The organism is Streptomyces sp. NPDC038707 (assembly GCF_040636485.1).
Taxonomy (GTDB): domain Bacteria; phylum Actinomycetota; class Actinomycetes; order Streptomycetales; family Streptomycetaceae; genus Streptomyces.
Map to the genome: position 1 here is coordinate 95190 of NZ_JBEZUP010000012.1, position 22519 is coordinate 117708.

Consider the following 22519-nt stretch of genomic DNA (forward strand, 5'->3'; position numbering starts at 1 on the left):
GGCCTACGGCTTGAGCGGGTCGTGGCCCAGCGTCATCAGCCGGTGCCGACGGCCGCTGTCCCGGGCGCTCTCCGCCTCGGGCTCGTTCTCCACGTCCACCAGTTCACCGACCGTGTCCACGACCTGCCGCATCACCCGTACGTCGTCCTCGGTCAGGTCGGTACGGCGCTTCTGCAGGATCGCCAGGACGTGCTGGCCGGTCTCGCTGCCCGCCCGCTCCGGCAGCGGTTCGGTCTCCTCGTCGGCGTCCCGGACCTTCAGCCAGGCCGCGAGCTCCGCCGAGCTCATGTTCACCACGCGGTGGAAGTCGTCCCACAGTGCGCCGAGTTCCAGCGAATCGGCCATGGGTTCCCCCTTCCGTGTCCGTGTTCTGCCCCGCCGGGGCGGGGCCGGCGTGCGGGGCCGCGGCTCAGCCGGCGGACGTCTCGCGCGGGTGGTTCTCGGCCTCGAACATCCAGCGCTGCTTCTCGAGGTCGGCGGTGATGGCGATCAGCAGGTCCTGGGTGACCGGGTCGGCCTTCTCGGTCGCCTCGATCCGCTCCCGCAGCCGGCCGATGGCCGCCTCCAGCGAGGACACCATCAGCTCCACGACCTCCGTGTCCCGCAGCCAGCCGTCCTTGGTACCGGGCAGCGCGAAGGTCGCCGCGATGGTCTCGGGCCGGCCGTCCGGCGACACGCCCAGCGCGGCGGCCCGCTCGGCCACGGTGTCGGAGTGGGCGCGGGCCGTGGCGACCACCTCGTCCAGCTGGAGGTGGATCGAACGGAACCGCGGGCCCACGACGTTCCAGTGCGCCTGCTTGCCGACCAGCGACAGCCCGAGCAGGTCGACCAGGGTGTCCTGAAGGGCGGTGCCGGTGACGCCGAGTGCCTCTTCGGGAAGTGTGCTCTTGACCACGGTCATGGTGGGCGGATCCCCTTTCCTCAACTTCCTCAGTGATGTCCGAAAAGGCGGGTGCCCCGGGCATGCGCGAGCAAACCGGCTGATCAGCGGGGGCGGTGAGGGGCACGAGAGGCATGCGAAGGGTCGGCCGGGACGGCGGGGAGACGGCCGGCTGCGCGGGGACGCCGGACGATCAGCGGGGAGCGGGGAGCGGGGAGTGGGGAGTGAGGAGCGGGGGCGGCGCGCCCGGCCGTCCGGGCTCCCGCCCGACCGGCGGGGCGGAGGCGGGCCCGCGGAGCGCCGGTGGCTCCCGCCGATGTCGGGGGAGGGGCGGCGCCCGGCGCGTCGTAGCCTTGCCCGGTCAGCCGGTCAGCCGGTCAGCCGGTCAGCCGGTCAGCCGGTCAGCCGGTCAGCCGGTCAGCCGGTCAGCCGGTCAGTACCCCGTCCAGGAAGCGGAGCAGCTCGGCGTGGGCCGTCGCGCGGTCCGTCTCGTGGAACACCTCGTGCCGCGCTCCCGGGAAGACGCGTCCGGTCAGCCGGCCGCCGCTCAGCCGCTCCACCCCTGGCCGGCTCCCGGACAGCGGTACCAGGCGGTCGTCGTCGCCGTGCAGCCACAGCAGCGGCAACGGGCCCACGTCACCGCCCTCGGCGACCGTTTCCAGGGTGCGGGCGAACGCCCGGAGCGTCGGCCGCTTCATGGGTCCGTGCCACACCAGCGGATCGGCCGCGTACGCCGCGCCCACGGCCGGGTCGCGGGAGAGCGCGGACGGACTGACCGGGGTGTCCGGGATCTCCTCCAGGGCCAGCAGCCGCCCCGGCAGCTCCCAGGCGCCGATCACCGGTGCGGACAGCACCAGCGCGCTCAGCCCGTCGCCGTACCGCTGCGCGTAGCGGGCCGCGATCAGCCCGCCCATCGAGTGGCCGAGCAGGACCAGCGGCAGGCCGGGACGCGCGGCCCGGGCGAGGCCGGCCACCGCGTGCACGTCGGTGACCACGTCCTCGAAGTCCTCGATCAGCACCCGCTCCCCGGCCGACCGGCCGTGACCGGCGTGGTCGGGCGCGTAGACGGCGGCCCCGTACCCGGTGAGCACGCCGGCCAGTTCGTCGTACCGGGCGGCGTGCTCGCCGTACCCGTGCACCAGGAGCGCCAGCAGGCGGGGCTCCGGATGCGGCCACTCGCGTACGGCGAGAGTCCCGTGCGTGCCGTCGAGGACGTGCTCGCGGACGTGGTGCATGTCTCCTCCCGTCGCCCCCGCGAAGGCCCCGGGGGAGCTTCCCAGCGGGGCCGCCGGAGGTCTATAGTCCAAAACTAGCAGTGCTAATTAACGGGCGCTGCACAGATCCGTGATCCACAATGTCGTAGGTCAGGAGTCCCGCCGTGCGTCCCGTCCACTTCGCGACCGCCCGCCGCACCCCCATCGGCAAGGTACGCGGTGCCCTCTCCTCGGTCCGCCCCGACGATCTGGCCGCCACCGTGATCCGCCACCTGGTGGCCGACGTGCCCGCGCTCGACCCGGCCCGCATCGACGACGTGTACTGGGGCGCCGCCAACCAGGCCGGCGAGGACAACCGCAACGTCGCCCGCATGGCCGCCCTGCTCGCCGGACTGCCCGACTCCGTGCCCGGCGCCACCGTCAACCGGCTGTGCGCCTCCGGGCTCGAAGCGGTCACCGCCGCCGCCCGCGCCATCGCCGCGGGCGAGGCCGACATCGTGATCGCCGGCGGCTCGGAGTCCATGAGCCGCGCCCCCTTCGTCCTGCCCCGGCCCGACGAGGCACTGCCGCACCGCATGGAGACCTACGACACCCGGCTCGGCTGGCGGCTGGTCAACCCCGCCATGAAGGAACTGCACGGCCTGCTCTCCATGGGCGAGACCGCCGAGGAGGTCGCCGCCCGCCTCGGCATCTCCCGCGCCCGGCAGGACGAGTTCGCCCTGCGCAGCCACCAACTCGCCGCCGCCGCCCGCAAGAACGGCCACTTCGACGACGAACTCCTGCCCGTGGAGCGGCCGGACGGAGTCACCGTCGAGCACGACGAGTGCGTCCGCGAGGACACCTCCCTGGAGAAGCTGGCCCGCCTCAAGCCGGCCTTCCGCGCGGACGGCACCGTCACCGCCGGGAACGCCTCCCCGATGAACGACGGCGCCGCCGGCCTGCTGCTGGTCAGCGAAGAGGCACTGAACGAACTGGGTCTGGAGTCCCTCGGCCGGTACGTCGCGGGCGCCTCCGCGGGCGTCCATCCCGACGTGATGGGCCTCGGCCCGGTCCCCGCCACCCGCAAGGTGCTCACCCGGGCCGGCTGGGAGATCGGGGACCTCCAGGAGGCCGAGCTGAACGAGGCGTTCGCCGCCCAGGCCCTCGCCTGCGTCGACCAACTGGGTCTGGATCCCGACCTGGTGAACCCCACCGGCGGTGCCATCGCCCTCGGCCACCCCCTCGGCTGTTCCGGCGCCCGCATCCTGACCACCCTGCTGCACCGCATGCGGCGCACGGGCGCCCGGCGCGGCCTCGCCACCATGTGCGTGGGCGTGGGGCAGGGCAGCGCGGTGCTGGTCGAACGGCACTGAGGCGTCATCAACGGGGGCTCCCCGCACGGGGATCCGGTAGCACGAGCCGCAGCAAGGAAACGGAGCAGCACTCCATGGCAACCCTGTCCGTCGCCGCCATTCTCGCCGAGAACGCCCGGCGCCGCCCCCGCAAGACCGCCCTGGTCGAGGGGGAACTGCGGCTCACCTTCGCCGAGGTGTGGCAGCGGGCGCTGGCCCGGGCGGGCGCGCTCACCGGCCTCGGCGTGCGGCCCGGCGACCACGTCGCCCTCATGGCGCCGAACACCGCGGAGTTCCCGGTCGCCTACTACGCGATCGCCGCGGCGGGCGGTGTCGTCGTCCCCGTCCATCTGCTGTTGTCGGCCGGCGAGGTCGAGCACGTCCTCAAGGACAGCGGGGCCACCGTGCTGCTCGTCCACCCGGCCCAGGCCGCGACCGGCCGGGCCGCGGCCGAGGCGGCCGGGGTCCGCGTGGTCACCCTCGGCGAGGAGCTGGACAAACTGGCGGCCGACGCCGAGCCGTTGCCCACGTACGTCACCCGGGCCGCCGACGACCCGGCGGTGGTCTTCTACACCAGCGGGACGACCGGTGTCCCCAAGGGCGCCGTCCTCAGCCACTTCAACCTGGTGATGAACGCGACCGTCAACGCCTTCGACGCGCACGACATCCGCGCCGACGACATCGCCCTCGGCGCGCTCCCGCTGTTCCACGCCTTCGGCCAGACGGTCTCGCTGAACTCCACCTGGCGGGCGGGCGCCACGCTCGTGCTGCTGCCCCGCTTCGACGCGGCCCGGGCCATCCGGCTGATGGTCGAGGAGGACGTGAACACCTTCCACGGCGTGCCCACCATGTTCGTCGCCCTCGCCGCGGCGGCCGCCGACGCAGAACGGCTGCCCGGGCTGCGGGTGTGCATCTCCGGCGGGGCCTCCCTCCCGGTCGCGGTCCTGGAGCGGTTCGAGGCCGCGTTCGGGGCGCGGGTCTACGAGGGGTACGGGCTGTCGGAGACCTCGCCGGCCGCCACCGTCAACCAGCCGGTGTTCGGTGCCAAGGCCGGCACCATCGGGCACCCGCTGTGGGGCGTCGACGCGGAGATCGCCCGTGCCGAGGTGGAGGACCGCGTCGAACTGCTGCCGCCCGGCGAGCTGGGCGAGGTCGTCATCCGCGGCCACAACGTCTTCTCCGGCTACCTGGGCCGTCCGGAGGCCACCGCCGAGGCCCTGGTGGACGGCTGGTTCCGCACCGGCGACCTCGGCACCAAGGACGACGAGGGCTTCCTGAGGATCGTCGACCGCAAGAAGGACATCATCATCCGCGGCGGTTACAACGTGTACCCACGGGAGGTCGAGGAGGTCCTGATGCGGCACCCGGAGATCGCCCAGGCCGCCGTCATCGGCCTGCCCGACGAACTGCACGGCGAGGAGGTGTGCGCCGTCGTCGTCCCGGCCCCGGGCACCGCCCCGGACGCCGCAGCCCTCACCGAGTGGGCGAAGGAACACCTGGGCCGGCACAAGTACCCGCGCCGCGTGGAGTTCGCGGACGCCCTGCCGCTCGGCCCCAGCATGAAGGTGCTCAAGCGGGAGCTGCGGGCACGGTACACGGGGCGGTAGCGCGGCGGGGGCTGCCCGGGCGGTACGGGGGCCGGTGACCGGCGTGCGGAGTGCGGCCCGTCGGCGTGACCGGCGTGGGGAGTACGGCCCGCCCGCGGTCCTACGGGCCGTGCCGCCGGCCGGACGAGGGTGGCCCGGTGGTGTCATGGACCGGCTCGCGAGACGGTCCTTACGCGCGAGCTGATCATGCGCATAACATCGGCCCCCGGATGAACACGATGACGCTCTGGCACATATCAGGCTGGGAGTTCGCCGCGCTCGCCTTCGCGGCCGTACTCGTCGGCTTCTCCAAGACCGCGGTCAGCGGGGCCAACACGGTCAGCCTCGCGATCTTCGCGGCGGTCCTGCCCGCCCGCGCCTCCACCGGCGTACTGCTGCCCCTCCTGATCACCGGGGACGTGCTCGCCGTCCTCACCTACCGGCGGCACGCGCACTGGCCCACGCTGTGGCGGCTGTTCCCGGCCGTCGCGGCGGGCCTGGTGGCCGGCACCCTGTTCCTGGTGTGGGCCGGTGACGGGACGGTGCGGGTTTCGATCGGCGCGATCCTGCTGTTCATGGCCGGGGTGACGGTATGGCGCCGGCGGACGGCCGAGACCCCGCCGGCACCGGAGGCGGTGACGAACCGGGCGGGCCGGGTGAAGGCCCGCTCCTACGGCGTGCTCGGCGGGTTCACCACGATGGTCGCCAACGCGGCCGGGCCGGTGATGTCGCTGTATCTGCTGTCCGCCGGTTTCCGGAAGCTGGGCTTCCTCGGCACCTCCGCCTTCTTCTTCCTCATCGTGAACGTCTCGAAGGTGCCGTTCAGCGTGGGCCTGGGCCTGATCGACGGGCGCTCCCTGCTCCTTGACGCCGCGCTCGCGGTGTTCGTCGTGCCCGGTGCGCTGCTCGGCAAACTGGCTGTGAACCGGATCCACCAGCGACTCTTCGAACAACTCGTCATCGCGGCGACGATCGTGGGCGGCGTACAACTGCTGCTGCCCTAGGGTGTGACGGCCGGCCCGACGGGCCGCCGATGAGAGCCTTGGACGAGTGGTTGACGTTGCCCTTGAGGGCAGGGTTTAGCGTCCGTGGAGATGAGCGGCATGAAAATCGGCGAGTTGGCCAGATCCGCCGGCGTGACGGTCAAGGCGGTCCGCTACTACGAATCGCTGGGGCTGATCACTCCGCGCCGTCTGGCCAACGGGTACCGGGAGTACGACGAGAACGACGTGCGTGCGGTGCGCGAAATCAGGGCTCTCAGCGGCCTCGGGATCGCGGTGGAACGCACCCGGCCGTTCCTGGAGTGCTTGGCGGCCGGGCAACAGCACGCCGACGACTGCCCGGCGTCGATGGCCGGCTATCGGGAGGCCATCGACGAGCTGACCGAACGGATCGAGGTCCTGACCTCCCGCCGCGCGACCCTGATCTCGCACCTGAGACAGGCCGCTCACCGCCATAGCGGCACGACACCGCCCGACCACGGAGAGCACGCCATGAGCGACTTGTACCGGCTGCCCGAGAACCTACCCGTTCCGGAGGATGACGGCGCGGCCGACCACCTTCCCGGCCTGAAGGCGCCCCACCTCGAACTGCCCAGCACCACGGGCGAGACGATCCGTATCGATGCCCTCGGCACCGGCCGCACGGTCATCTACCTCTACCCGCTCACGGGCCGCCCGGAAGCCGACCTGCCGCACGGCTGGAACTCCATCCCCGGAGCACGGGGCTGCACCACCGAAGCCTGCGACTTCCGCGATCACCACCAGGAGCTTCTCGCGGCCGGAGCGAGGCGGGTGTTCGGCCTGTCCAGCCAGGAGACCACCTATCAACGCGAGGTCGTCGAACGGCTCCGCCTGCCCTTCGCGATGTTGTCCGACCCTGTGCTGGACCTGGCCGCGGCACTCGGGCTGCCCACGTTCGAGGTGGACGGGCTGACCCTGTTCAAACGACTCACCCTCGTCATCCGCGACGGGGTGATCGAGCACGTCTTCTACCCGGTCTTCCCTCCCGACACGCACGCCCAGCAGGTCTTGGCCTGGCTACGCGACAACTCCGTGAACTGAGGGCGTCATGACCCGTGATGACCGGACAGTCACGCTTGAGACTCCTCGTCTGGTCCTGCGCCGCTGGCGTGAGGAAGACGTTGCGCCCATGGCTGCCATCCATGCCGATCCCGAGGTCATGCGGTGGATCCGCGACGGCAGCGTCCGTGACGAACAGCAGACGCGCGACGGGATCCAGGCATGGGAGAGGGAATGGGAGGCGCAGGGCTTCGGCCTGTTCGCCGTGGAGATCCGGTCCACCGGCGAGCTGGCCGGGTTCACCGGCCTTTCGGTGCCCCGCTTCTTGCCGGAGGTACTGCCCGCAGTCGAGGTCGGCTGGCGGCTGGGACGTCCCCACTGGGGGCAGGGCCTGGCCACCGAGGCCGCCGCGGCCGCCGTACGGTTCGGGTTCGAGGAACGAGGGCTGGAGCGGATCGTCAGCATCGCTCAAGTGGGCAACGACGCCTCCGAACGGATCATGACCAAACTGGGAATGCGTCCGGTCCGTGAGACCGTGCATCCCACCGGCGGTCGGCGAGTACGGGTGTTCGAGTTGACGTCGGACCAGTACGTCACCGCCATTCGGCCGCACTCGACAGCGTCCGACCGCCGCACGTCAGGATGATTTCGCCGAACGTGTCCGCGCCGGCGAGCCGGGCATGGCCATCGGCGTACCGGTCGAGCGGAAGACCGCGTGCACGGGGACCCGCGAGCGGTGCCGGGAGGTGCGCGGCACGTCCGACCGGCCACCGGTGCGCCCATCGGCGTCCTGCGAGGTCAGAGGAACCGCGCACCGGGGTTCCGCGGCGCTCGGCCCCGTTCCGGTCCCGGCTGCCCGGCCCGGGGCCTGTGCGGGCCGCTCGGTCCGGCACCCGGCGGCCGTGCGGGTCAGTCCTCCGCCGGATGCCTGCGCAGCAGGTACGTATCCATGATCCAGCCCTTGCGCTCCCGCGCCTCGGCGCGCAGCCGCTCGATGCGCGGGGCGGCCTCGGCGATCGGGCCGGAGACGAGGATCTCGTCCGGCGTGCCTATGTACGCACCCCAGTAGATGTCTATGTCCTCCTCGGCGTACCGCCGGAAGGCCTGGTGCGCGTCCAGCATCACGACCACGTCGTCCACCCCCTCCGGGAAGCCCTCGGCCAGCCGCCGTCCCGTGGTGATCTGCACCGGCCGGGCGACCCGGTTCAGCCCCGTGCGGTGCCGCGCGACCAGGGCCGAGACGCTGCTGATGCCGGGCACCACGTCGTACGTGAACTCCACCGCGCCCCGCTCCAGCACCTCCTCCAGGATGCCGAGCGTGCTGTCGTACAGCGCGGGATCCCCCCAGACCAGGAACGCGCCGGTGCCGTCCTCGTCCAGCTCCCCGGCGATCAGCCGCTCGTAGATCCCGGCGCGGGCGCTGCGCCAGTCCCCGACGGCCGGGGAGTAGGCCGGCCCGCCCGCCGAGCGGTCCCGCTCCGGGTCGCGGGCCTCCACCACCCGGTACGAACCGGCCGGCAGATGCGCGTCCAGCATGTCCCGGCGGAGCTGGGTCAGGTCGATCTTCACCTCGCCCTTGCCGAGGAGGAAGAACACGTCGGTGCTCCGCAGCGCCTTGACCGCCTGAAGGGTCAGCTGGTCGGGGTCGCCCGCGCCGATACCGATGACATGGATCTTTCGCACGCCCCGAGTCTGCCGCATGCCACCGACCGTGCGTCCACCGCCTCCGTACCCCCGGCGACGTACGTGCCCGGGGCCGCCCGGAGCGATGCTCAGGGCCCCAGCCGGGGTGCCTCGGCGCGCGGGTCGACCGGTGCGGGGACGTGCTCCACCCGCCCCGCCAGCTCCCGTGCCCACCGGCTGAGGCCGGGCAGGTCCAGCCCGTAGGGCCGGTCCTCGCCCCGCTCGGCCGCCCACGCCTCGACCGCGCCGGCGCCCCGCCGCAGCAGCCGGGCCCCGCCGACGGAGTTCCCCCGGGCCGCGTGGGTGAGTCCCACGGCCAGCTGCGCCAGCCCCCGCCACAGCGGGCGCTCCTCGCCCGGTCCCGACTTCCAGGCGTCCTCGAACACCTCGTGCGCGTGGAACGGCCGCCCGGCGGCCAGCAGCGTCTGCGCCTCGCCGACGGTCTCCCGCGGCGCCCGCAGGACCCCTTCCGGCTGCCGGGGAACGCCCTCGGCGCCGTACGGCAGGGGACGCCCCAGCCCGTCCCGGGGCCGCGCGTTCCGGGCCCGCCCGGCCGTGTCCCGATCCCTGGCACCCGATGCCCCCGAGTTCGTCATACCGCCGATTGTCCCCCGCCGGATCTCCCGCCGCGCCCCGGCCCCGGTTCCTGTTTTGTCTTGCCTAGTCCCGTCTTGTGGGGTTCTGCGTCCGGCCGTCTTCGGCGCACCCGCCGGTGTGGGGTAAAGTGCTGTCCGCACGATCACGCGGGGCACCGCGGAAGTGCGACGGGACGTGGCGCAGCTTGGTAGCGCACTTGACTGGGGGTCAAGGGGTCGCAGGTTCAAATCCTGTCGTCCCGACTCGTGAGAGTCGCAGGTCAGGGCCGGTTTCGGAGACATCCGAAACCGGCCCTCGGCCGTTTTCGGGGACCAGCCGGGGACCAGGCTCCCGCAACGAACTCCGGAACTCACCCCGGAGCCGTTCCACCTCCCCGGCCTCATATCAGCAAGACGCGCGCCAGCCGGTCGGACCGTGTTCGCCGAGCACCTCACGCAGGGCCGCCCTGTCCGTCGGGCCGCCTGTCGCGCGGGCACGGGCGTCGGCCGGAGCGCAGGGCGTGGAGGTGGGCGCGGGACGCGATCTCGGGCACCGCTCCGCCGAAGCGGGCGTGCTCCTCCAGGTTCGATGCCACGGCATGCCCGAGCAGGCGCCCGTTCCTGACGAGCCCCGCACCGGACTCGCCACACGACGAACACGACGACTCGATTCCGAGAACGATCGGAGAGCCCGTGCTCCCCTTTGACCCGGGCTCGGTCGCACGGGTGAGCGGCTTAGTAGAGTGCGCCCCTGTCGCCCCCCGAACTCCGAGGCAGCCAGCAGTGACCCCCGCCCGACAAGGTCCGCCCTCCGCCGTCACCGTCGTCGGAACCGGGGCCGACGGCTGGAGGGGGCTCGCCGGACCCTCCCGTTCGGCGTTGCGCCCAGCCGAGGTACTCATCGGAGGCAGAGGGCAACTCGGCCTGCTGCCCGCCGAGTGCGCCGGCGAGCGACTCGCCCGGCCTTCGCCCCTGCGCCCCGCCGTCCCCCGTCTGCTCGCCGCCCGTGCGGGCCGCCGCATCGCCGTGGTGGCCGGCGACGACCCGATGCTCTACGGCATCGGACGCGCACTCGCCGAACAGGCCGACACCCTGCGGGACCTCCCTCACCCGTCGTCCGTGTCCTGTGCCGCCGCCCGGCTGGGCCGGCCGCTGGAGGTGCCGTCGACCTGGATGCCGTGGCCGCGGGGTTCGGGGTCCGGATCGAGGCGGCGCCGTGGGGGCGCGAACCGGCACTCCGCGACCCCGACGGCAACCGCCTCGGACTCGGCCCGGCCGACGAGTGACCGGCGGGCCCGGTGCCCCGGCGCGGCCGTGTCAGGCCACCGCGCTGCGGCCCACGATCGCTCCGGCGCGGTCGATGCAGATGACGTCCACGGCGACCGGCGCCCGGCGCAGCACGGCAAGGGCCTCGTCCCGCGCGGCCTCCGCCACCAGGTCCCCGAGCGGTACTCCGGCGGCCTGGCACAGCCGGAGCGCGGCGAGGCCGGTGTTGGCGGTGGCCACCGCGGCAGCCAGCGCCTCGGACCCGCCGCCGCGCCGGGCCAGTTCGGCCAGGAAGCCCTTGTCGACCTGGGAACGGCCGGAGTGCAGGTCCAGATGGCCCGCCGCGAGCTTGGAGAGCTTGGCGAAGCCGCCGCAGAGGGTGAGACGGTCCACCGGATGGCGGCGAATGTACTTCAGCACGGCGCCGGCGAAGTCACCCATGTCGAGCAGGGCGTCCTCGGGCAGGCCGTACTCGGCGACGACCGTCTTCTCGGACGTCGACCCGGTGCACCCGGCGACGTGGCTCCGTCCGGCCGCGCGGGCCACATCCACGCCACGCCGGATGGAGTCGATCCAGGCCGAGCAGGAGTACGGCACGACGATGCCCGTGGTGCCGAGGATGGACAGGCCACCGAGAATGCCGAGCCTCGGGTTCCAGGTGGAGCGGGCGATCTCCTCGCCGTGGTCGACGGAGACGGTGATCTCCACGTCGCCGCTGCCGCCGTGCCGAGCGGCCACCTCGGCGACGTGCTCGCTCATCAACCGACGGGGTACGGGATTGACCGCCGCCTCGCCGACGGGCAGCGGAAGACCGGGCCGGGTGATCGTCCCCACGCCGGGGCCCGCCTTGAAGAGCACGCCGCTGCCCGCGGGCAACTGCCTTACCGTCGCCCGGACCAACGCGCCGTGCGTGACGTCGGGATCGTCTCCCGCGTCCTTCACGATCCCCGCCATGGCGGAGTGCCGGGTCAGTTCCTCGGCGGCCAGCGCGAAGGACGGCGTCTGTCCCTTGGGCAGCGTGATCGTCACCGGGTCGGGGAACTCACCGGTCAGCAGGGCGGTGTACGCGGCCGTCGTGGCCGCCGTCGCGCAGGCCCCGGTGGTCCAGCCGTGCCGCAGACCGGTCTGCTCCAACTGGGCGCGGCGACCGCCCTTGACCTGGTCCGGACCCGGTGGCCCGTCCGCACCGCTCGTCTGATCCACGCTTCGACCCCCACTGCTCCTCATGAACGGATCCGCAACTCCCGTGCACGTACTGCTCCTCGGCGGCACCGCCGAAGCCCGCCGTCTCGCCGGACTCCTCCACGGCACCCCCGGCCTGGAACTGACCAACTCCCTCGCCGGACGCGTCACCAGCCCTCGGCTGCCTCTGGGCGAGATCCGCGTCGGCGGCTTCGGCGGGGTGGAAGGACTGATCGCGTGGCTGCGCGACCACAGGGCAGACGCGGTCGTCGACGCCACCCACCCCTTCGCCACAACGATGAGTTCTCACGCCGCACAGGCGGCTGCCGCCACCCATCTTCCCCTGCTCGCCCTGCGCCGGCCCGGCTGGGTCCGCGCCGAGGGCGACCAGTGGCATGAAGTGGCTTCCCTGGACGAAGCGGCACGGGAGCTGCCCGCACTCGGCCGGCGCGTCTTCCTCACGACGGGACGCATGGGCCTGGCCGCCTTCGCGGGCCTGGACGACCTCTGGTTCCTCGTACGATCAGTCGACGCTCCCGGGCCACCGCATCCGCCCCGCATGGAAGTACTGCTCGACCGCGGCCCCTTCACCCTCGACGGCGAGCGGGCACTGCTGCGCCGTCACCGCATCGACGTCGTGGTCACGAAGGACAGCGGCGGGGCGGCCACGGCACCGAAACTGACCGCGGCGCGCGAGGCCGGGCTTCCCGTCGTCGTCGTGCGCAGACCACCGGTGCCCGAGGGCGTGCCCGTCGTGACCGATCCCGACCGGGCGGCGCGGTGGGTCCGCGACCGTCTCGCCCGGGCACCCCGGCCGGGCCGTTGACCGGGACCCGGCACGGACCGCACCGGAACGGCCTTCGCCGTCCCCCCTCGGGGGCGGGTGGGCGAGGAGGCGGCGCCGGCCACGGAGAGCGGTGTCGCCCGGTTCGCTCCCGCGGATACCGGCGCGGTGTCCAGACGGTCTCCTCGCCGTCCCCCGCCGTGCCACCTGAGTCTGGGAGGAACCGACCAGCGGGATCGCGCGCATGTCGACCCCGGCCGGATCCAGCTCGCCCAGCCGCACGATCCGCAACCGCTCACCGGGACCGCCGACGTCCCGGGCGACCACCACCGGCTGCCCGGAGGCGGGCCTTGGGGCACGCCGGCCGGCTCGGGACGTTCTTCGTGCGCGATGCCCTCGGCCCGTCAGCCGGTCACGCACCGGGCGGCCGATTGCCCTGGCCGTCAGAGGAAGACCGGCCACCCTCCAGGTTCGTGTGGCGTGCGACCGCGCGGCGTCCAGGGGGATCTCGGCAGCGCCAGTGCCGCGAACGGTCGTCACCGGCGGCCACCCGGACCGACCCGGGGCCGAGCCACGCTCCGCCGTCCCCGGGGGCGCACCGTGCCGTCCGCGCCGAGCCGAGGCCGGCCACGTCACCGCGCCGTCGTCCAGGGCGAACAGGAACCGGCCCGACAGGTGCCTGGCGGCGCCGCTCGCGCACGCAGCGGCGGCGGCGTCCAGAGTCGTCAGCCAGAGCCGTACGTCCCGCCGTCGCCGCCAAGTCGGGGACCACGCCGGTCGTGACGTCGTAGTCGCCGGCCGGATGTACGACAAGCCGAGCGCGGAGGATGCGGGCCCAGCCCGATCCGGCGGTGCCGGCGGAGCTGCGGCAGGTGTCCCTGGAGACCGAGGGAAACCTTGAGGGGGAGGGGCGAGCCTCCCGACGATGGCAGACGACTTGCGGGCAGCCGGCCGGAGACAAGGGTCGAGCGGGTGCTGAAACGGTAGCCATGTCGGCGCAGTGAGGTGCGCCGTCATGCCTGACGGCGCCGGTTCGCAGCGGCGCCGTCCGCAATGGCGGACAGGGAAGCACCTCCTCGCCGCGTCGGGCACAGCGGCCGTACTGGCCGCACACCGTTGGGTGGTCGAGCGCACCGTGGCATGGCCGGCCGGCTGACGCCGGCTGAGCCCGTTGTCCCGAAACATGCGGCCCGGTTCCACCGCCGCGGTGACGGCGGTGGAACGTGGCGGGCCCGGCCAGGATCCGCGGTTCAGGATCTCCGTGATGTCATCGGCGCCCGTCGGCGGCAGACCGGCCCGCCCGGGGGCGTTGGCCGCCTCCCGGCCGGTGCCGTGAGCGGGTTTCCCCGACCGGTGGTGCGGGCGACGAGGGCGGCGGCGTTGTCCGCGGACGAGTCGATCAGGTCGTACGTGCGCCGGGCGGCGTCATCGGCCAAGGGCGCGGCGGTGGTGTGCGGAGTGCGGAGTGCCGATCTGGCAGCCGGTCAGGCCGTGGCCGGCGTCCTCGTGGGGTTCGTGTGCCGCCGTCGGAGGCGAACCGGGACGGCTACAGGGGCCGGCGCCCAAAGACGGCGCCGCCCGGATCGTCGGCCAGGGCGATGCGGGCGGTGATGCGTTTGCCGACCGGCTCGCGCTGCGCCTCGAAGCCCTGGGCGACGGCCATGACGATCTCCAGGCCGTGCTGGCCGACCCGGCCGGCGTCCGCCGCCCGGGCGACCGGGAGGACCGGGCCGGAGTCCCACACGACGACCTCGACCGTGTCGTCGGTGATCCTCAGGCCCAGCAGCACAGGTCCGGGGGCGTACTTGCGGGCGTTGGTGACCAGTTCGCTGACCACCAGCTGGGTGACGTCCATGGCACGCTGGGAGACGGGCAGGCCGTGCTCGGCCTGGACCCAGGTGAGGAAGCCGGCGGCCAGGTGACGGGCTTGGGCGATGTCCTTGCCGTCTCCGGTCAGGGCCACGCTGGTCTGTATGGCCGGCCTGTCCGGCGCCGCGCCGCCCGCCGGCGCCGGGTCTGCTTCCATCACGACCACCATTCGCTCCCCGTTCACGCGATTGCCCCGCTCTTACCCGCGCGGGTGGGGACCACGCCCTGGCCTCTTCTGCCGGATCGGCCACACATCGGCGCCGCTCGTACCATGCCGGGCGGCGCTGCGCGTGCAGGCCCGGGTGTGCCAGGATCTCCGGCATGTCTGAGGCAGAGATGACCCGCGCCGAACACGCTGGACAGGCCGGCCGGCTGTCGGTCGTGACCACCGCCACCGACGGCATCCGCGTGCTGACCCTGGCCGGAGAGATCGACCACCACACCGGCGACACGCTCCGCCAGGCCCTGGACGCCTCCGGCACGCCCCGTCCCCGCATCGTGGCCGACATGCGCCAGGTCACCTTCATGGACTCCAGCGGCATCAACATCCTCATCGCCGCCCACCGCGCCCTCGGCGAAGCCGGCGGCTGGCTGCGCCTGGCCGCTGTCGGCGAGTCCGTGATGCGCACCCTCAGCATCGTCGGCGTCGATGCCGTCATCGACTGCCGCCAAACCCTCCGCCACGCTCTCACTAACTGACCGGCGACCGGGCCCCGTCCGGCCATGCCGTGGCCGCCGCTACTGGATGATGCGGGTCGCCGGACCGGTGTGCGCCGCCTTCCGCTCACTCCTCGTCGTCGTCGGAAAACGGCGGCCACCGGTGTTCCCCGCGCGGACGCCGGCGCCGGGCCCGCCGAAGGAGGCGGTGGTTCAGGGGGGGGGGCGGTGCCGTTCAGAATCTCCGTCATCTCGTCAGCTGCTGCCAGCAGGAGACCGGTCCGCCCGGGGGCGGTGGCCGCCTCCCGGCCGGTGCCGTGAGCGGACCGTTTCCGGCTCGGGCACATCGCGCTCGTCCGGGGCGTGGGCGTAGTCCGCCACCGCCTGCTGCGAGTTCGGCGATCACGAGGTCACCGTCAGCACGATCCTGCCCTGGATGTGGCCCTGCGCGGCTCGCGTGTGTGCGTTGACCGCTTCGGACAGCGGGTACGTGCTGTCCACCCCGACCCGGAGTTCTCCCTCATCGAACAGACGTCCTATCTCGGTGAGTCGGAGGCCGTTGGAACGTACCTGGATGTTCGAGACGGCGATGTCCAGACGCGCCGTCTCCTCCGGGTCGTACTGGGCGAAGAACACCGGAAGCATGGTGCCTCCGCGCTTGAGCACGGTCAGGAGGCGTGAGCTGTCCGGGCCGCCGACGGTGTGGCGTCAAGACCTGGTGATCACTGCCGCCGTACGGGAACTGCGCCACCGCCACCCGGGCGCCGAGATCGCGACCCGGCATCTGAGCTGCGGCGACGTCGGGGCGCTGACCGACAGGCGCGTCGACGCCCTGATCGCGCGGGCCCCGCTGCCGCTCGCCGCCGCCGACGTGTCCACCACGCCGCTGTACGAGGAGTCCCGGATGCTCGTGGTCCCCCGCGGCCATCCCTTGGCCGACCGCGCGTCGGTGACCGCGGAAGAACTGGCCGGCGAAGAGGCGGCGCCGTGCGCGTTCGAGACCGCGGACCGGGCCTCCTACCGGATCCTCGGGGCCGGCGTGCCGCCGGTCGAGGGCTACGAGGACAAGCTCGAACTCGTCGCGAGCGGCATGGCGATCGCCGTCCTGCCGGTCGGCGATCGGCGCAGCTCACTGCGTCCCGACCTCGTCACCGTCCCGATCGAGGGCGCTCCCCCCAGCCGGATCGTGCTGGCCAGCCGCAAGGGCGACCCGAATCCAATGATCAGGAATCTCCGGCCGGCCGCCAAGGCCGTCCTGGCCGCCCCGCGACCCTGACCCGAACCACGGCCCGGGCGGTGACCATTTGCGGCAGGTCTGCCACGGCCTCCGAGCGGACGACCTGTCGGCTCACCGCAGGCTGTACACCGCTGGACCCGGCAACTGCCCGTCCTGTCGCCAACTGACCCGGTGTGCCGCCCACTTGTCCGACGGGGGAACGTCGCCGATCAGGGCCGGCTCCGGAGGGACCCGGAACCGGCCCTCGGTCGTTTCCGGGGGCCGGTCGGGGGCCAGTGCTCCTGGACCGTGGTCAGGCGGGCGTGACGGTGACGGTGCACAGGCGCTTGGTGGCCCGGGTCAGGGCCACGTACAAGTCCCTTTCCCCGCCGGGGCGGGCCGTGCTGATCTCCTCGGGGTTCACGACGACGACCCCGTCGAATTCCAGGCCGCGTGCCTCGGACGCCGGTACGACGCGTGCGTGGTGGGCGATGCCCCGGGCCGTCAGCTCGCTCACCCTGGCGTCCGCGCAGATCACTCCCAGAAGCTCGCCCGGGTGCGCGGTGCTCTGGGCGCGGAGTTCCCGAGCCACGGCGGTGACCAGCCCGTCCGCGGGTGTGGTCACGGTGCGAGGGCTCTCGCCGCTCCGCAGTGACCGTGTGGGCTTCTGGTCCGGGGCGATCCGCGTGAGCAGGTCCCGGACGCTCTCCAGGATCTCCTGTGTGGTGCGGTAGCTGACGGTCAGGTCGTGCAGGGTGAACCGCGGTCCGACGTGCGGGCTCAGTGCCTCCTTCCAGTCGCGTGCGGTCGCGACCGGGCCGGCCTGGGCGAAGTCGCCCACCAGCGTCATCCCCCTGGCCGGGCAGCGGCGCACGATCATCCGCCACTGCATGGCGGTCAGTTCCTGGGCCTCGTCGACGACGACATGCCCGTACGTCCGCTCGGGGGGTCCGTCGACCAGGCTCGCTGCCTCGTCCAGCAACGCCACGTCGGCATCGGTCCACGGGTCGTCCGGACCGCGCAGCAGAAGGGACCGCTCCCGCGCGGTCAGGCGGGGCAGCAGCTCGGCGAGAGCGCCGGTGTCCGTCAGGAGCGCCCGGACGAGGTCACCGGGGGTCAGGCGCGGCCACAACTCCTCGACCGCCCGGTCGAATCCGGCGTCCGCGAGGAGACCGGCCCGGATGGCGTCCACGTCCAGCTCGTGGGCCGGGCCCGAGCCGGCCGAGCCCTCCGTACGGCGCTGGGCGGCTCCCGTGAACCGGTCGAGGTCGATGCCCGTCATCCGTTCGGTATCGGCGTCGATCCGCTCCAGCACGTCGCCCAGGTCCCGTCGCATCGCGTCGGTGACGGCGTCGGCCAAGAACTCCTTGAACACCTGGCGTGCGGGGTTGTGCCCCGGTACGGCTGCCACGGCGGCGTCGCGTGCCGCGGCGACTTCCTCACCGGACAGGTGGACCGGTTCCCGTCCGACCCGCACGGTGAAGTCACCGGCGGGGGCCCGGTGGACGCGCAGCAGGCCGGCCAGGGCGTCGGCGAGGTCGGAGCCGCCCTTGAGGCGCGCCGTCTCGAACGGGTCCACCGCGTCCGCCGGCACTCCGGCCAGTTCCCGGCAGGTCGCCAGAACGACGTCGTTCTCCCCGAGCGAGGGAAGGACCTGGGAGATGTAGTCGAGGAACCGGGCGTTCGGGCCCACCACCAGGACGCCCTGTTCCGCGGCGCGCGGGAACGCGTACAGGACATAGGCCGCCCGGTGCAGGGCGACCACCGTCTTGCCGGTGCCGGGGCCGCCCTGCACGACGGTCACCCCGCGGTGGGCGGAGCGGACGATCTCGTCCTGCTCGGCCTGCAGCGTCGCGACGGCCGCCCGCATCCTGCCCGTCCGCCGAGCCGACAGAGCCTCGGTCAACGGGCCGTCCCCCACGACGTCCTCGTCGGTCGGGGCGGACCCGTCCAGCAGTTCGTCGCTCACCGAGACGACCGTGCGCTCCTCGGTGCGCAGGTGCCGGCGGCGCCGCAGGCCCATCGGGTGGACCGGGGTCGCCTCGTAGAAGGGCCGCGCCGCGTTCGCGCGCCAGTCCACGAGCAGCGGCAGGTCGTCCTCCTCCGCATGCAGTCCGATCCGCCCGATGCGCAGTGCCGTGCCGTCCGTCCGGTCGATGCGCCCGAAGACCAGCCCCTTCTCGGCGCCCTCCAGCCGGCCGATTTCCTTGGTCAGACGCTCGGCGGCGATTTCCCTCTCGTATGCCTCACCGGCACTTTCCGCCGGGCCCCTCAGCACACTCGCCCGGTGTGCTCGCGCCTGGGAAAGCCGCTCGCTGAGCACCTCGTACAAGGAGGACACATAATCCTGCTCCGACGCAACCGCACGCACGGCGGCATCATTCAGTTCCGACAACAGGGGGCTCCTTCGATCCGAGCCACACCATACGGTCGGAGTTCCGTGAAAGGTAAGTCTTGACTTACTTGGTGAAAACATGTCCCTACGACTGCGCGGTTCGGGTCCTTTTCGGGGATCAGGAAAAGGACTTTGCTGCCACTCCGGCACAGGCCGTGCTCAGCCTCGCAGGGGAAGGGCCGCGCCTCGCCGGCGGCGGTCGAGGGCGAGGGCGATGCGCTGTTCGAGCCGTGCACGGCACTCCGGCCACTCCTCGGAGGTGATCGAGAAGATCGCGGAGTCACGGAGCCGGCCCTCCTCACCCGCAACCCGGGACCGGGACCAGTTCCGCAGCACGCCCTCGAACCGTGCGCCCACCCCTTCGATCGCCGCCCGTGACCGCTCGTTGCGCGCGTCCGTCTTCAAGTCGAGGCGCGACACGTGCCAGTTGTCGAACGCGTGCCGGAACAACAGGTACTTGGCCTCGGTATTGATCCCCGAGCCCTGGGCCGACGCCGCGAGCCAGGTGAAGCCGACCTCGATCGCGTACAGGGCGTCGCCCGTCGGCCACCACCGCGGGTCCCAGTAGGCCGTGGCCCCGACCGCCCGGCCCGACGCCCGGTCCACCTGCGCGTACGGTGCTAGCTTCCCATCGGCGGCACGGGCGAGTTGCACATCGATGTACTCCTCGACCTCGGCCGCCGAGGGCACCCACGTGAAGCGGTAGGAGCTACGGTCCTCCTCCGCCGCCACGGCCAGGTCCGCCGCGTGACGGTGCTCCAGCGGTTCGAGGCGCACCAACGCGCCTTCCAGAACCGGTCCCTTCAGCATGACGCTCATCGTTCACCACTCCCGTGCCGGCACAGACAGGCTCGCAGCCTCTCAAAGCCGTCGCGGTCGTGTCGCGCGGGTTTCCGCACGGGGCCGGCCCGCCGCCCGGCAACCGGGGACGCGCATCCGAACGCGCGGCGGGAGCCGGCGCCAGGGCCTTGAATCCGGCCAACGACGACCTCCGGCGAAGGCCGTCGGAAATGGATCACTTGAGTACGCCGGACTGACGGCACCCGGAAGTTGCAGTACGGGCTTGATTGTAACTTTCTACAGCTCCGGGCCCCTGGACTAGTTGGATGATCTGAGTATGGTGGGTCTTGCCCCTCAGTGCCGAGGTAATTTCTCCCTTCCCCGAATTTCTCGAACCGGGGGAGGGCTGTTTGGCGTTCCGCCGTATTCGATGGACGGGAACGGCTGGAACTGCTTCATTCGGCCGTTGACACCTTGACGTTCGCGCTGTCACAGTCGGTCGCGTCAGACGCCGTCGGTGTGAAGACCGATTTCATTGGGGGGTGAAGAAGATGAAGGTCAAGGTTGCCGAGAAGCAGGACACCGTCCGTACCACCACGCCGTACGTCGCCGGCTGAGGCGAATACGTGAGGCGTTGAGAGTTCTTAGTGGGGGGTCCGAAAACGGCCCCCCACTTTTCGGACCGGTATGTTCTGAGTCATGGGGAGATCTGAATGTCCGTTGTTCATTCGCGGGTGCGCCCTGCCCTGTTCGCGGAGTTGAGCGACGCAAGGAGGCGCCTGGACCACGCGGACCCGGACAGTCCGCTCTTCCTCCTGGTCAGCGCACCGGACGGCAGCGGGAAATCCGACACGGTGCATGCCTGGCTCGACACCGGCGACCGCGAGTACCCGGCCGGCGTCGTGGTGTCCGGGAACGGGGACAAGCTGACCCACGGCTATTTCGCGGGCGTACAGCCGCTGATCGACCATGCCGTCACCGTCGCGGAAAGCGAGGCGCCCGAACTGGTCGCGGCGGCCGAGCAGTCACTCAAGCGACTGTTCCCGCACCGTGATTCCCCGGCGTACCGGGTGCCGAAAGATCTCACGGGAGTCGCCGGCCGGGACGAGCGGACCCGTTTCTATTTCCATGAGTACCAGGACAAACTGCTCAACGGTGTCTACGAATTCCTGGACGCCTTCCTGACCTGGGCCGAACAGCCGTACACCCTGGTCATCGACAACGCGGAGCGCCTGTCGCCCACGGCCCTGAGGTTCCTCGGCACGCTGGCGCGCCGCAGGCGGGTGTGCCGGTGGCTGACCGTGGTGCTCCTGGCCGACAAAGAGCCGGACATGATGCTCACCGAGTGCTCGGCGAGGGTCGCACCGCCGCCTCTGGCCAGGCCGGAGGCCAGGGACCTGATCCGGTCCTGGGGCTTCGAGTCGCCGGGCGCGAAACAGCTCGACAGCCTGTGGCGGCTCTCGCAGGGCAGACCCGCGCGGCTCTCGGCGCTCATGCGCTGCCTCGGCACGAAGGTCTCGTTACCCGGCTATCTCTCGTTCGAGACACATCTCGATCTCCATCTGAGCCTGCTCGGCGAGCGGTCCAGGTACGACCTGCTCGAACAGTATGTGCAAGGGCACTGCGCGGACGACGACCCCGTCATGGTGCGCAACTACGAGACGTACGATGCCGACACCCGGGAGCGTGTGCACCGGGAGTACCTCGCCGAACACGGCGGAAAGCCCGAGGAAGTGTTCCACCCGGTGCACCACCTCGGCCTCCGGGACGTGTCCGATCAGGTGGTCGCGCTCGCGCCGCTCTCGATCTCGCTCCAGGAAATCGGCCTCTACGACACCTGGTTCGACCTCTTCTCCCGTTTCTGGGCGGACCCTCAGCTGCGCACCCTCCCCGGCGGCGGACAGATGCACAATCTCGTCTACCTCCGCATGTCCTTCGTGCTGTACTCGCTCGGACTGGCGCACGTGTCCATCCCCTATCTGGACACCTTCTACCAGCACTTCCCGCAGAGCCTCTACACGCCGACGGTCCTCTACTCGCAGAGCATGGCGCACGGAAGGTACCAGTCGCCGCCGGATCTCGAGACCGCCGAGCGATTCGCCCTGCTCAACCTGGAGCGGATAGAGAACGACTTCCAGGACCATCCGAAGCACGAGTACATCAAGGTGTTCGCGGAGAACGCGCTCGCCTACATCCGTGCCCGGCAGGGCCGGATGGACGAGGCGCTCAAGCTCTGCACCGAGGGCATGGAACGCATGCAGAGCATCTACGGGGACGAGAAGTACGCGCTGCACCAGTCGATCCTCGTCTACAACACCGCGCAGATCTACGAGATGGTCAAGGACTTCCCGAAGGCCTACGAGGTCTACCAGCGGACCATCAGCCTCGACCCGAACTACGGCGAGTACGCCAATGACCTCGCCAACATGCTGCAACGGACCGGACGGTTCGAAGAGGCTCTCCAGTACTACGACCGGGCCATCAAGCTGTGCCCGCCCTACTACGAGGCCCACCTCAACCGTGCCCGGCTGCATGCGCGGGCAGGAGACACGGAAGCGGCCGAGCGTGATTTCCGGCGGGTGGTGGAGCTGAAACCGGACGAGGCGCGGGCCCACCTCGGACTCGGCGTCCTCCACCTCAAGCAGGGAGACCCCGCCGGGGCGTTGACCGCTCTGGACGCCGCGGTCTACCACGACCCGAAGAACGCCCAGGCATGGAGCAACCGCGGCCTGGCCCAGTCGGCACTCGGGCACCCGGACGAGGCGGAGGAGAGTCTGCGCACCGCACTGGCCCGCGATCCGAGGCTCGCCGAGGCATGGAACAACCTCGCCCATGTGCTCCACGAAAGCGGACGGACCCAGGAGGCCCTGACCTGTCTCGACAGCGCGGTCAACCTCTCCACTGATCCGGACTACGTCTACAACCGTGCCGTGCTGCGTCTCGAGCAGGGGGACGAGGCCGGCGCACGCGCGGACACCGAACTCGCCGGCGAGCGCGGTGCCGACGCCGACGATCTCGCCGATCTGCGCACCCGTCTCGCCCGGGCCGCCGCCTCCGCGTCGAGCTGACCGGTCGTGACG

At 71.9% G+C, this 22519-nt stretch carries 18 protein-coding genes, 1 tRNA gene and 5 pseudogenes; 12 read left to right on the forward strand and 12 right to left on the reverse strand.

What is annotated here, in order from left to right; translation table 11 throughout:
* Positions 1-3: 3 nt before the first annotated feature.
* The 3 genes from AB0E62_RS18580 to AB0E62_RS18590 form a co-directional block, all read right to left on the reverse strand.
* On the reverse strand, positions 4-345 hold the full coding sequence (locus tag AB0E62_RS18580; protein ID WP_362194272.1) for a DUF3140 domain-containing protein: 342 nt from the start codon (positions 343-345) through the stop codon (positions 4-6).
* A 64-nt stretch (positions 346-409) separates the two neighbouring features.
* Positions 410-901 (reverse strand): DNA starvation/stationary phase protection protein, encoded by a 492-nt coding sequence (locus tag AB0E62_RS18585; RefSeq protein WP_362194275.1) that lies wholly within the window; start codon positions 899-901, stop codon positions 410-412.
* 404 nt (positions 902-1305) lie between these two features.
* Entirely contained in the window at positions 1306-2115 is an 810-nt protein-coding gene (locus AB0E62_RS18590) for a lysophospholipase (protein WP_362194278.1), read from the reverse strand.
* Between the two features lie 143 nt (positions 2116-2258).
* Here AB0E62_RS18590 and AB0E62_RS18595 point away from each other — a divergent pair, with 143 nt between their 5' ends.
* The 5 genes from AB0E62_RS18595 to AB0E62_RS18615 all read left to right on the forward strand — a co-directional run bounded on the left by AB0E62_RS18595 (position 2259) and on the right by AB0E62_RS18615 (position 7678).
* Positions 2259-3446 carry a thiolase family protein gene (locus AB0E62_RS18595; RefSeq protein ID WP_362194281.1) on the forward strand — a complete coding sequence of 396 codons (1188 nt, stop codon included), beginning with the start codon at positions 2259-2261 and terminating at the stop codon, positions 3444-3446.
* Positions 3447-3520: 74 nt separating this feature from the next.
* Complete coding sequence (locus AB0E62_RS18600; protein WP_362194284.1) at positions 3521-5032, forward strand: long-chain fatty acid--CoA ligase; 1512 nt, start codon at positions 3521-3523, stop codon at positions 5030-5032.
* A 209-nt stretch (positions 5033-5241) separates the two neighbouring features.
* Positions 5242-6015 carry a sulfite exporter TauE/SafE family protein gene (locus tag AB0E62_RS18605; RefSeq protein ID WP_362194287.1) on the forward strand — a complete coding sequence of 258 codons (774 nt, stop codon included), beginning with the start codon at positions 5242-5244 and terminating at the stop codon, positions 6013-6015.
* A 90-nt stretch (positions 6016-6105) separates the two neighbouring features.
* Positions 6106-7074 carry a MerR family transcriptional regulator gene (locus AB0E62_RS18610; RefSeq protein ID WP_362194290.1) on the forward strand — a complete coding sequence of 323 codons (969 nt, stop codon included), beginning with the start codon at positions 6106-6108 and terminating at the stop codon, positions 7072-7074.
* Between the two features lie 7 nt (positions 7075-7081).
* Complete coding sequence (locus tag AB0E62_RS18615; RefSeq protein WP_362194293.1) at positions 7082-7678, forward strand: GNAT family N-acetyltransferase; 597 nt, start codon at positions 7082-7084, stop codon at positions 7676-7678.
* Positions 7679-7941: 263 nt separating this feature from the next.
* On the opposite strand, the gene cobF is transcribed toward AB0E62_RS18615, so the two are convergent.
* Positions 7942-8715, reverse strand: coding sequence for a precorrin-6A synthase (deacetylating) (gene cobF / locus AB0E62_RS18620; RefSeq protein WP_362194296.1), 774 nt, complete (start codon positions 8713-8715; stop codon positions 7942-7944).
* A gap of 89 nt (positions 8716-8804) precedes the next feature.
* Complete coding sequence (locus tag AB0E62_RS18625; protein ID WP_362194299.1) at positions 8805-9311, reverse strand: DUF309 domain-containing protein; 507 nt, start codon at positions 9309-9311, stop codon at positions 8805-8807.
* A gap of 169 nt (positions 9312-9480) precedes the next feature.
* Between AB0E62_RS18625 and AB0E62_RS18630 the strand changes: the two genes are divergently transcribed.
* Positions 9481-9554, forward strand: a tRNA-Pro gene (locus AB0E62_RS18630).
* Between the two features lie 251 nt (positions 9555-9805).
* Here AB0E62_RS18630 and AB0E62_RS18635 read toward each other — a convergent pair.
* A pseudogene (locus tag AB0E62_RS18635) lies at positions 9806-9973 on the reverse strand (tRNA (adenosine(37)-N6)-threonylcarbamoyltransferase complex transferase subunit TsaD); the annotation flags it as partial.
* A gap of 100 nt (positions 9974-10073) precedes the next feature.
* Here AB0E62_RS18635 and AB0E62_RS18640 point away from each other — a divergent pair.
* Positions 10074-10448 (forward strand): annotated as a pseudogene (locus AB0E62_RS18640) (SAM-dependent methyltransferase); the annotation flags it as partial.
* Positions 10449-10456: 8 nt separating this feature from the next.
* A pseudogene (locus AB0E62_RS18645) lies at positions 10457-10576 on the forward strand (VOC family protein); the annotation flags it as partial.
* Positions 10577-10607: 31 nt separating this feature from the next.
* On the opposite strand, the gene AB0E62_RS18650 reads toward AB0E62_RS18645, so the two are convergent.
* Positions 10608-11759, reverse strand: coding sequence for a cobalt-precorrin-5B (C(1))-methyltransferase (locus tag AB0E62_RS18650; RefSeq protein ID WP_362194302.1), 1152 nt, complete (start codon positions 11757-11759; stop codon positions 10608-10610).
* Positions 11760-11802: 43 nt separating this feature from the next.
* Here AB0E62_RS18650 and AB0E62_RS18655 point away from each other — a divergent pair, with 43 nt between their 5' ends.
* Entirely contained in the window at positions 11803-12564 is a 762-nt protein-coding gene (locus AB0E62_RS18655; protein ID WP_362194604.1) for a cobalt-precorrin-6A reductase, read from the forward strand.
* Positions 12565-12676: 112 nt separating this feature from the next.
* Here AB0E62_RS18655 and AB0E62_RS18660 read toward each other — a convergent pair.
* Together AB0E62_RS18660 and AB0E62_RS18665 are read right to left on the reverse strand one after the other, a co-directional pair.
* A pseudogene (locus AB0E62_RS18660) lies at positions 12677-12855 on the reverse strand (precorrin-3B C(17)-methyltransferase); the annotation flags it as partial.
* Between the two features lie 1213 nt (positions 12856-14068).
* On the reverse strand, positions 14069-14548 hold the full coding sequence (locus AB0E62_RS18665) for an ATP-binding protein (protein WP_362194305.1): 480 nt from the start codon (positions 14546-14548) through the stop codon (positions 14069-14071).
* A gap of 164 nt (positions 14549-14712) precedes the next feature.
* Here AB0E62_RS18665 and AB0E62_RS18670 point away from each other — a divergent pair, with 164 nt between their 5' ends.
* On the forward strand, positions 14713-15090 hold the full coding sequence (locus AB0E62_RS18670) for an STAS domain-containing protein (RefSeq protein ID WP_362194308.1): 378 nt from the start codon (positions 14713-14715) through the stop codon (positions 15088-15090).
* Positions 15091-15450: 360 nt separating this feature from the next.
* Here the strand turns inward: AB0E62_RS18670 and AB0E62_RS18675 are convergent.
* Positions 15451-15750 (reverse strand): annotated as a pseudogene (locus AB0E62_RS18675) (zinc-binding dehydrogenase); the annotation flags it as partial.
* On the opposite strand from AB0E62_RS18675, the gene AB0E62_RS18680 reads away from it, so the two are divergent.
* Positions 15692-16324: a LysR family transcriptional regulator substrate-binding protein gene (locus AB0E62_RS18680; protein WP_362194311.1), complete on the forward strand. Its 633-nt coding sequence runs from the start codon at positions 15692-15694 to the stop codon at positions 16322-16324. The pseudogene AB0E62_RS18675 and the gene AB0E62_RS18680 overlap by 59 nt on opposite strands.
* 253 nt (positions 16325-16577) lie before the next feature.
* Here the strand turns inward: AB0E62_RS18680 and AB0E62_RS18685 are convergent, their stop codons facing one another.
* Both AB0E62_RS18685 and AB0E62_RS18690 read right to left on the reverse strand, forming a co-directional pair.
* On the reverse strand, positions 16578-18605 hold the full coding sequence (locus AB0E62_RS18685) for an AAA family ATPase (protein WP_362194314.1): 2028 nt from the start codon (positions 18603-18605) through the stop codon (positions 16578-16580).
* A gap of 213 nt (positions 18606-18818) precedes the next feature.
* Positions 18819-19478 (reverse strand): GNAT family protein, encoded by a 660-nt coding sequence (locus tag AB0E62_RS18690; RefSeq protein ID WP_362194317.1) that lies wholly within the window; start codon positions 19476-19478, stop codon positions 18819-18821.
* Between the two features lie 674 nt (positions 19479-20152).
* On the opposite strand from AB0E62_RS18690, the gene AB0E62_RS18695 reads away from it, so the two are divergent.
* On the forward strand, positions 20153-22507 hold the full coding sequence (locus AB0E62_RS18695) for a tetratricopeptide repeat protein (RefSeq protein ID WP_362194320.1): 2355 nt from the start codon (positions 20153-20155) through the stop codon (positions 22505-22507).
* Positions 22508-22519: the final 12 nt, after the last annotated feature.

Bases quoted from the DNA above. Each gene is read 5' to 3' on its own strand.
- AB0E62_RS18580 (WP_362194272.1), bottom strand. From the start codon at position 345: ATGGCCGATTCGCTGGAACTCGGCGCACTGTGGGACGACTTCCACCGC.
- AB0E62_RS18585 (WP_362194275.1), bottom strand. From the start codon at position 901: ATGACCGTGGTCAAGAGCACACTTCCCGAAGAGGCACTCGGCGTCACC.
- AB0E62_RS18590 (WP_362194278.1), bottom strand. From the start codon at position 2,115: ATGCACCACGTCCGCGAGCACGTCCTCGACGGCACGCACGGGACTCTC.
- AB0E62_RS18600 (WP_362194284.1), top strand. From the start codon at position 3,521: ATGGCAACCCTGTCCGTCGCCGCCATTCTCGCCGAGAACGCCCGGCGC.
- AB0E62_RS18605 (WP_362194287.1), top strand. From the start codon at position 5,242: ATGAACACGATGACGCTCTGGCACATATCAGGCTGGGAGTTCGCCGCG.
- AB0E62_RS18610 (WP_362194290.1), top strand. From the start codon at position 6,106: ATGAGCGGCATGAAAATCGGCGAGTTGGCCAGATCCGCCGGCGTGACG.
- AB0E62_RS18615 (WP_362194293.1), top strand. From the start codon at position 7,082: ATGACCCGTGATGACCGGACAGTCACGCTTGAGACTCCTCGTCTGGTC.
- AB0E62_RS18625 (WP_362194299.1), bottom strand. From the start codon at position 9,311: ATGACGAACTCGGGGGCATCGGGTGCCAGGGATCGGGACACGGCCGGG.
- AB0E62_RS18665 (WP_362194305.1), bottom strand. From the start codon at position 14,548: ATGGAAGCAGACCCGGCGCCGGCGGGCGGCGCGGCGCCGGACAGGCCG.
- AB0E62_RS18670 (WP_362194308.1), top strand. From the start codon at position 14,713: ATGTCTGAGGCAGAGATGACCCGCGCCGAACACGCTGGACAGGCCGGC.
- AB0E62_RS18680 (WP_362194311.1), top strand. From the start codon at position 15,692: ATGGTGCCTCCGCGCTTGAGCACGGTCAGGAGGCGTGAGCTGTCCGGG.
- AB0E62_RS18690 (WP_362194317.1), bottom strand. From the start codon at position 19,478: ATGAGCGTCATGCTGAAGGGACCGGTTCTGGAAGGCGCGTTGGTGCGC.
- AB0E62_RS18695 (WP_362194320.1), top strand. From the start codon at position 20,153: ATGTCCGTTGTTCATTCGCGGGTGCGCCCTGCCCTGTTCGCGGAGTTG.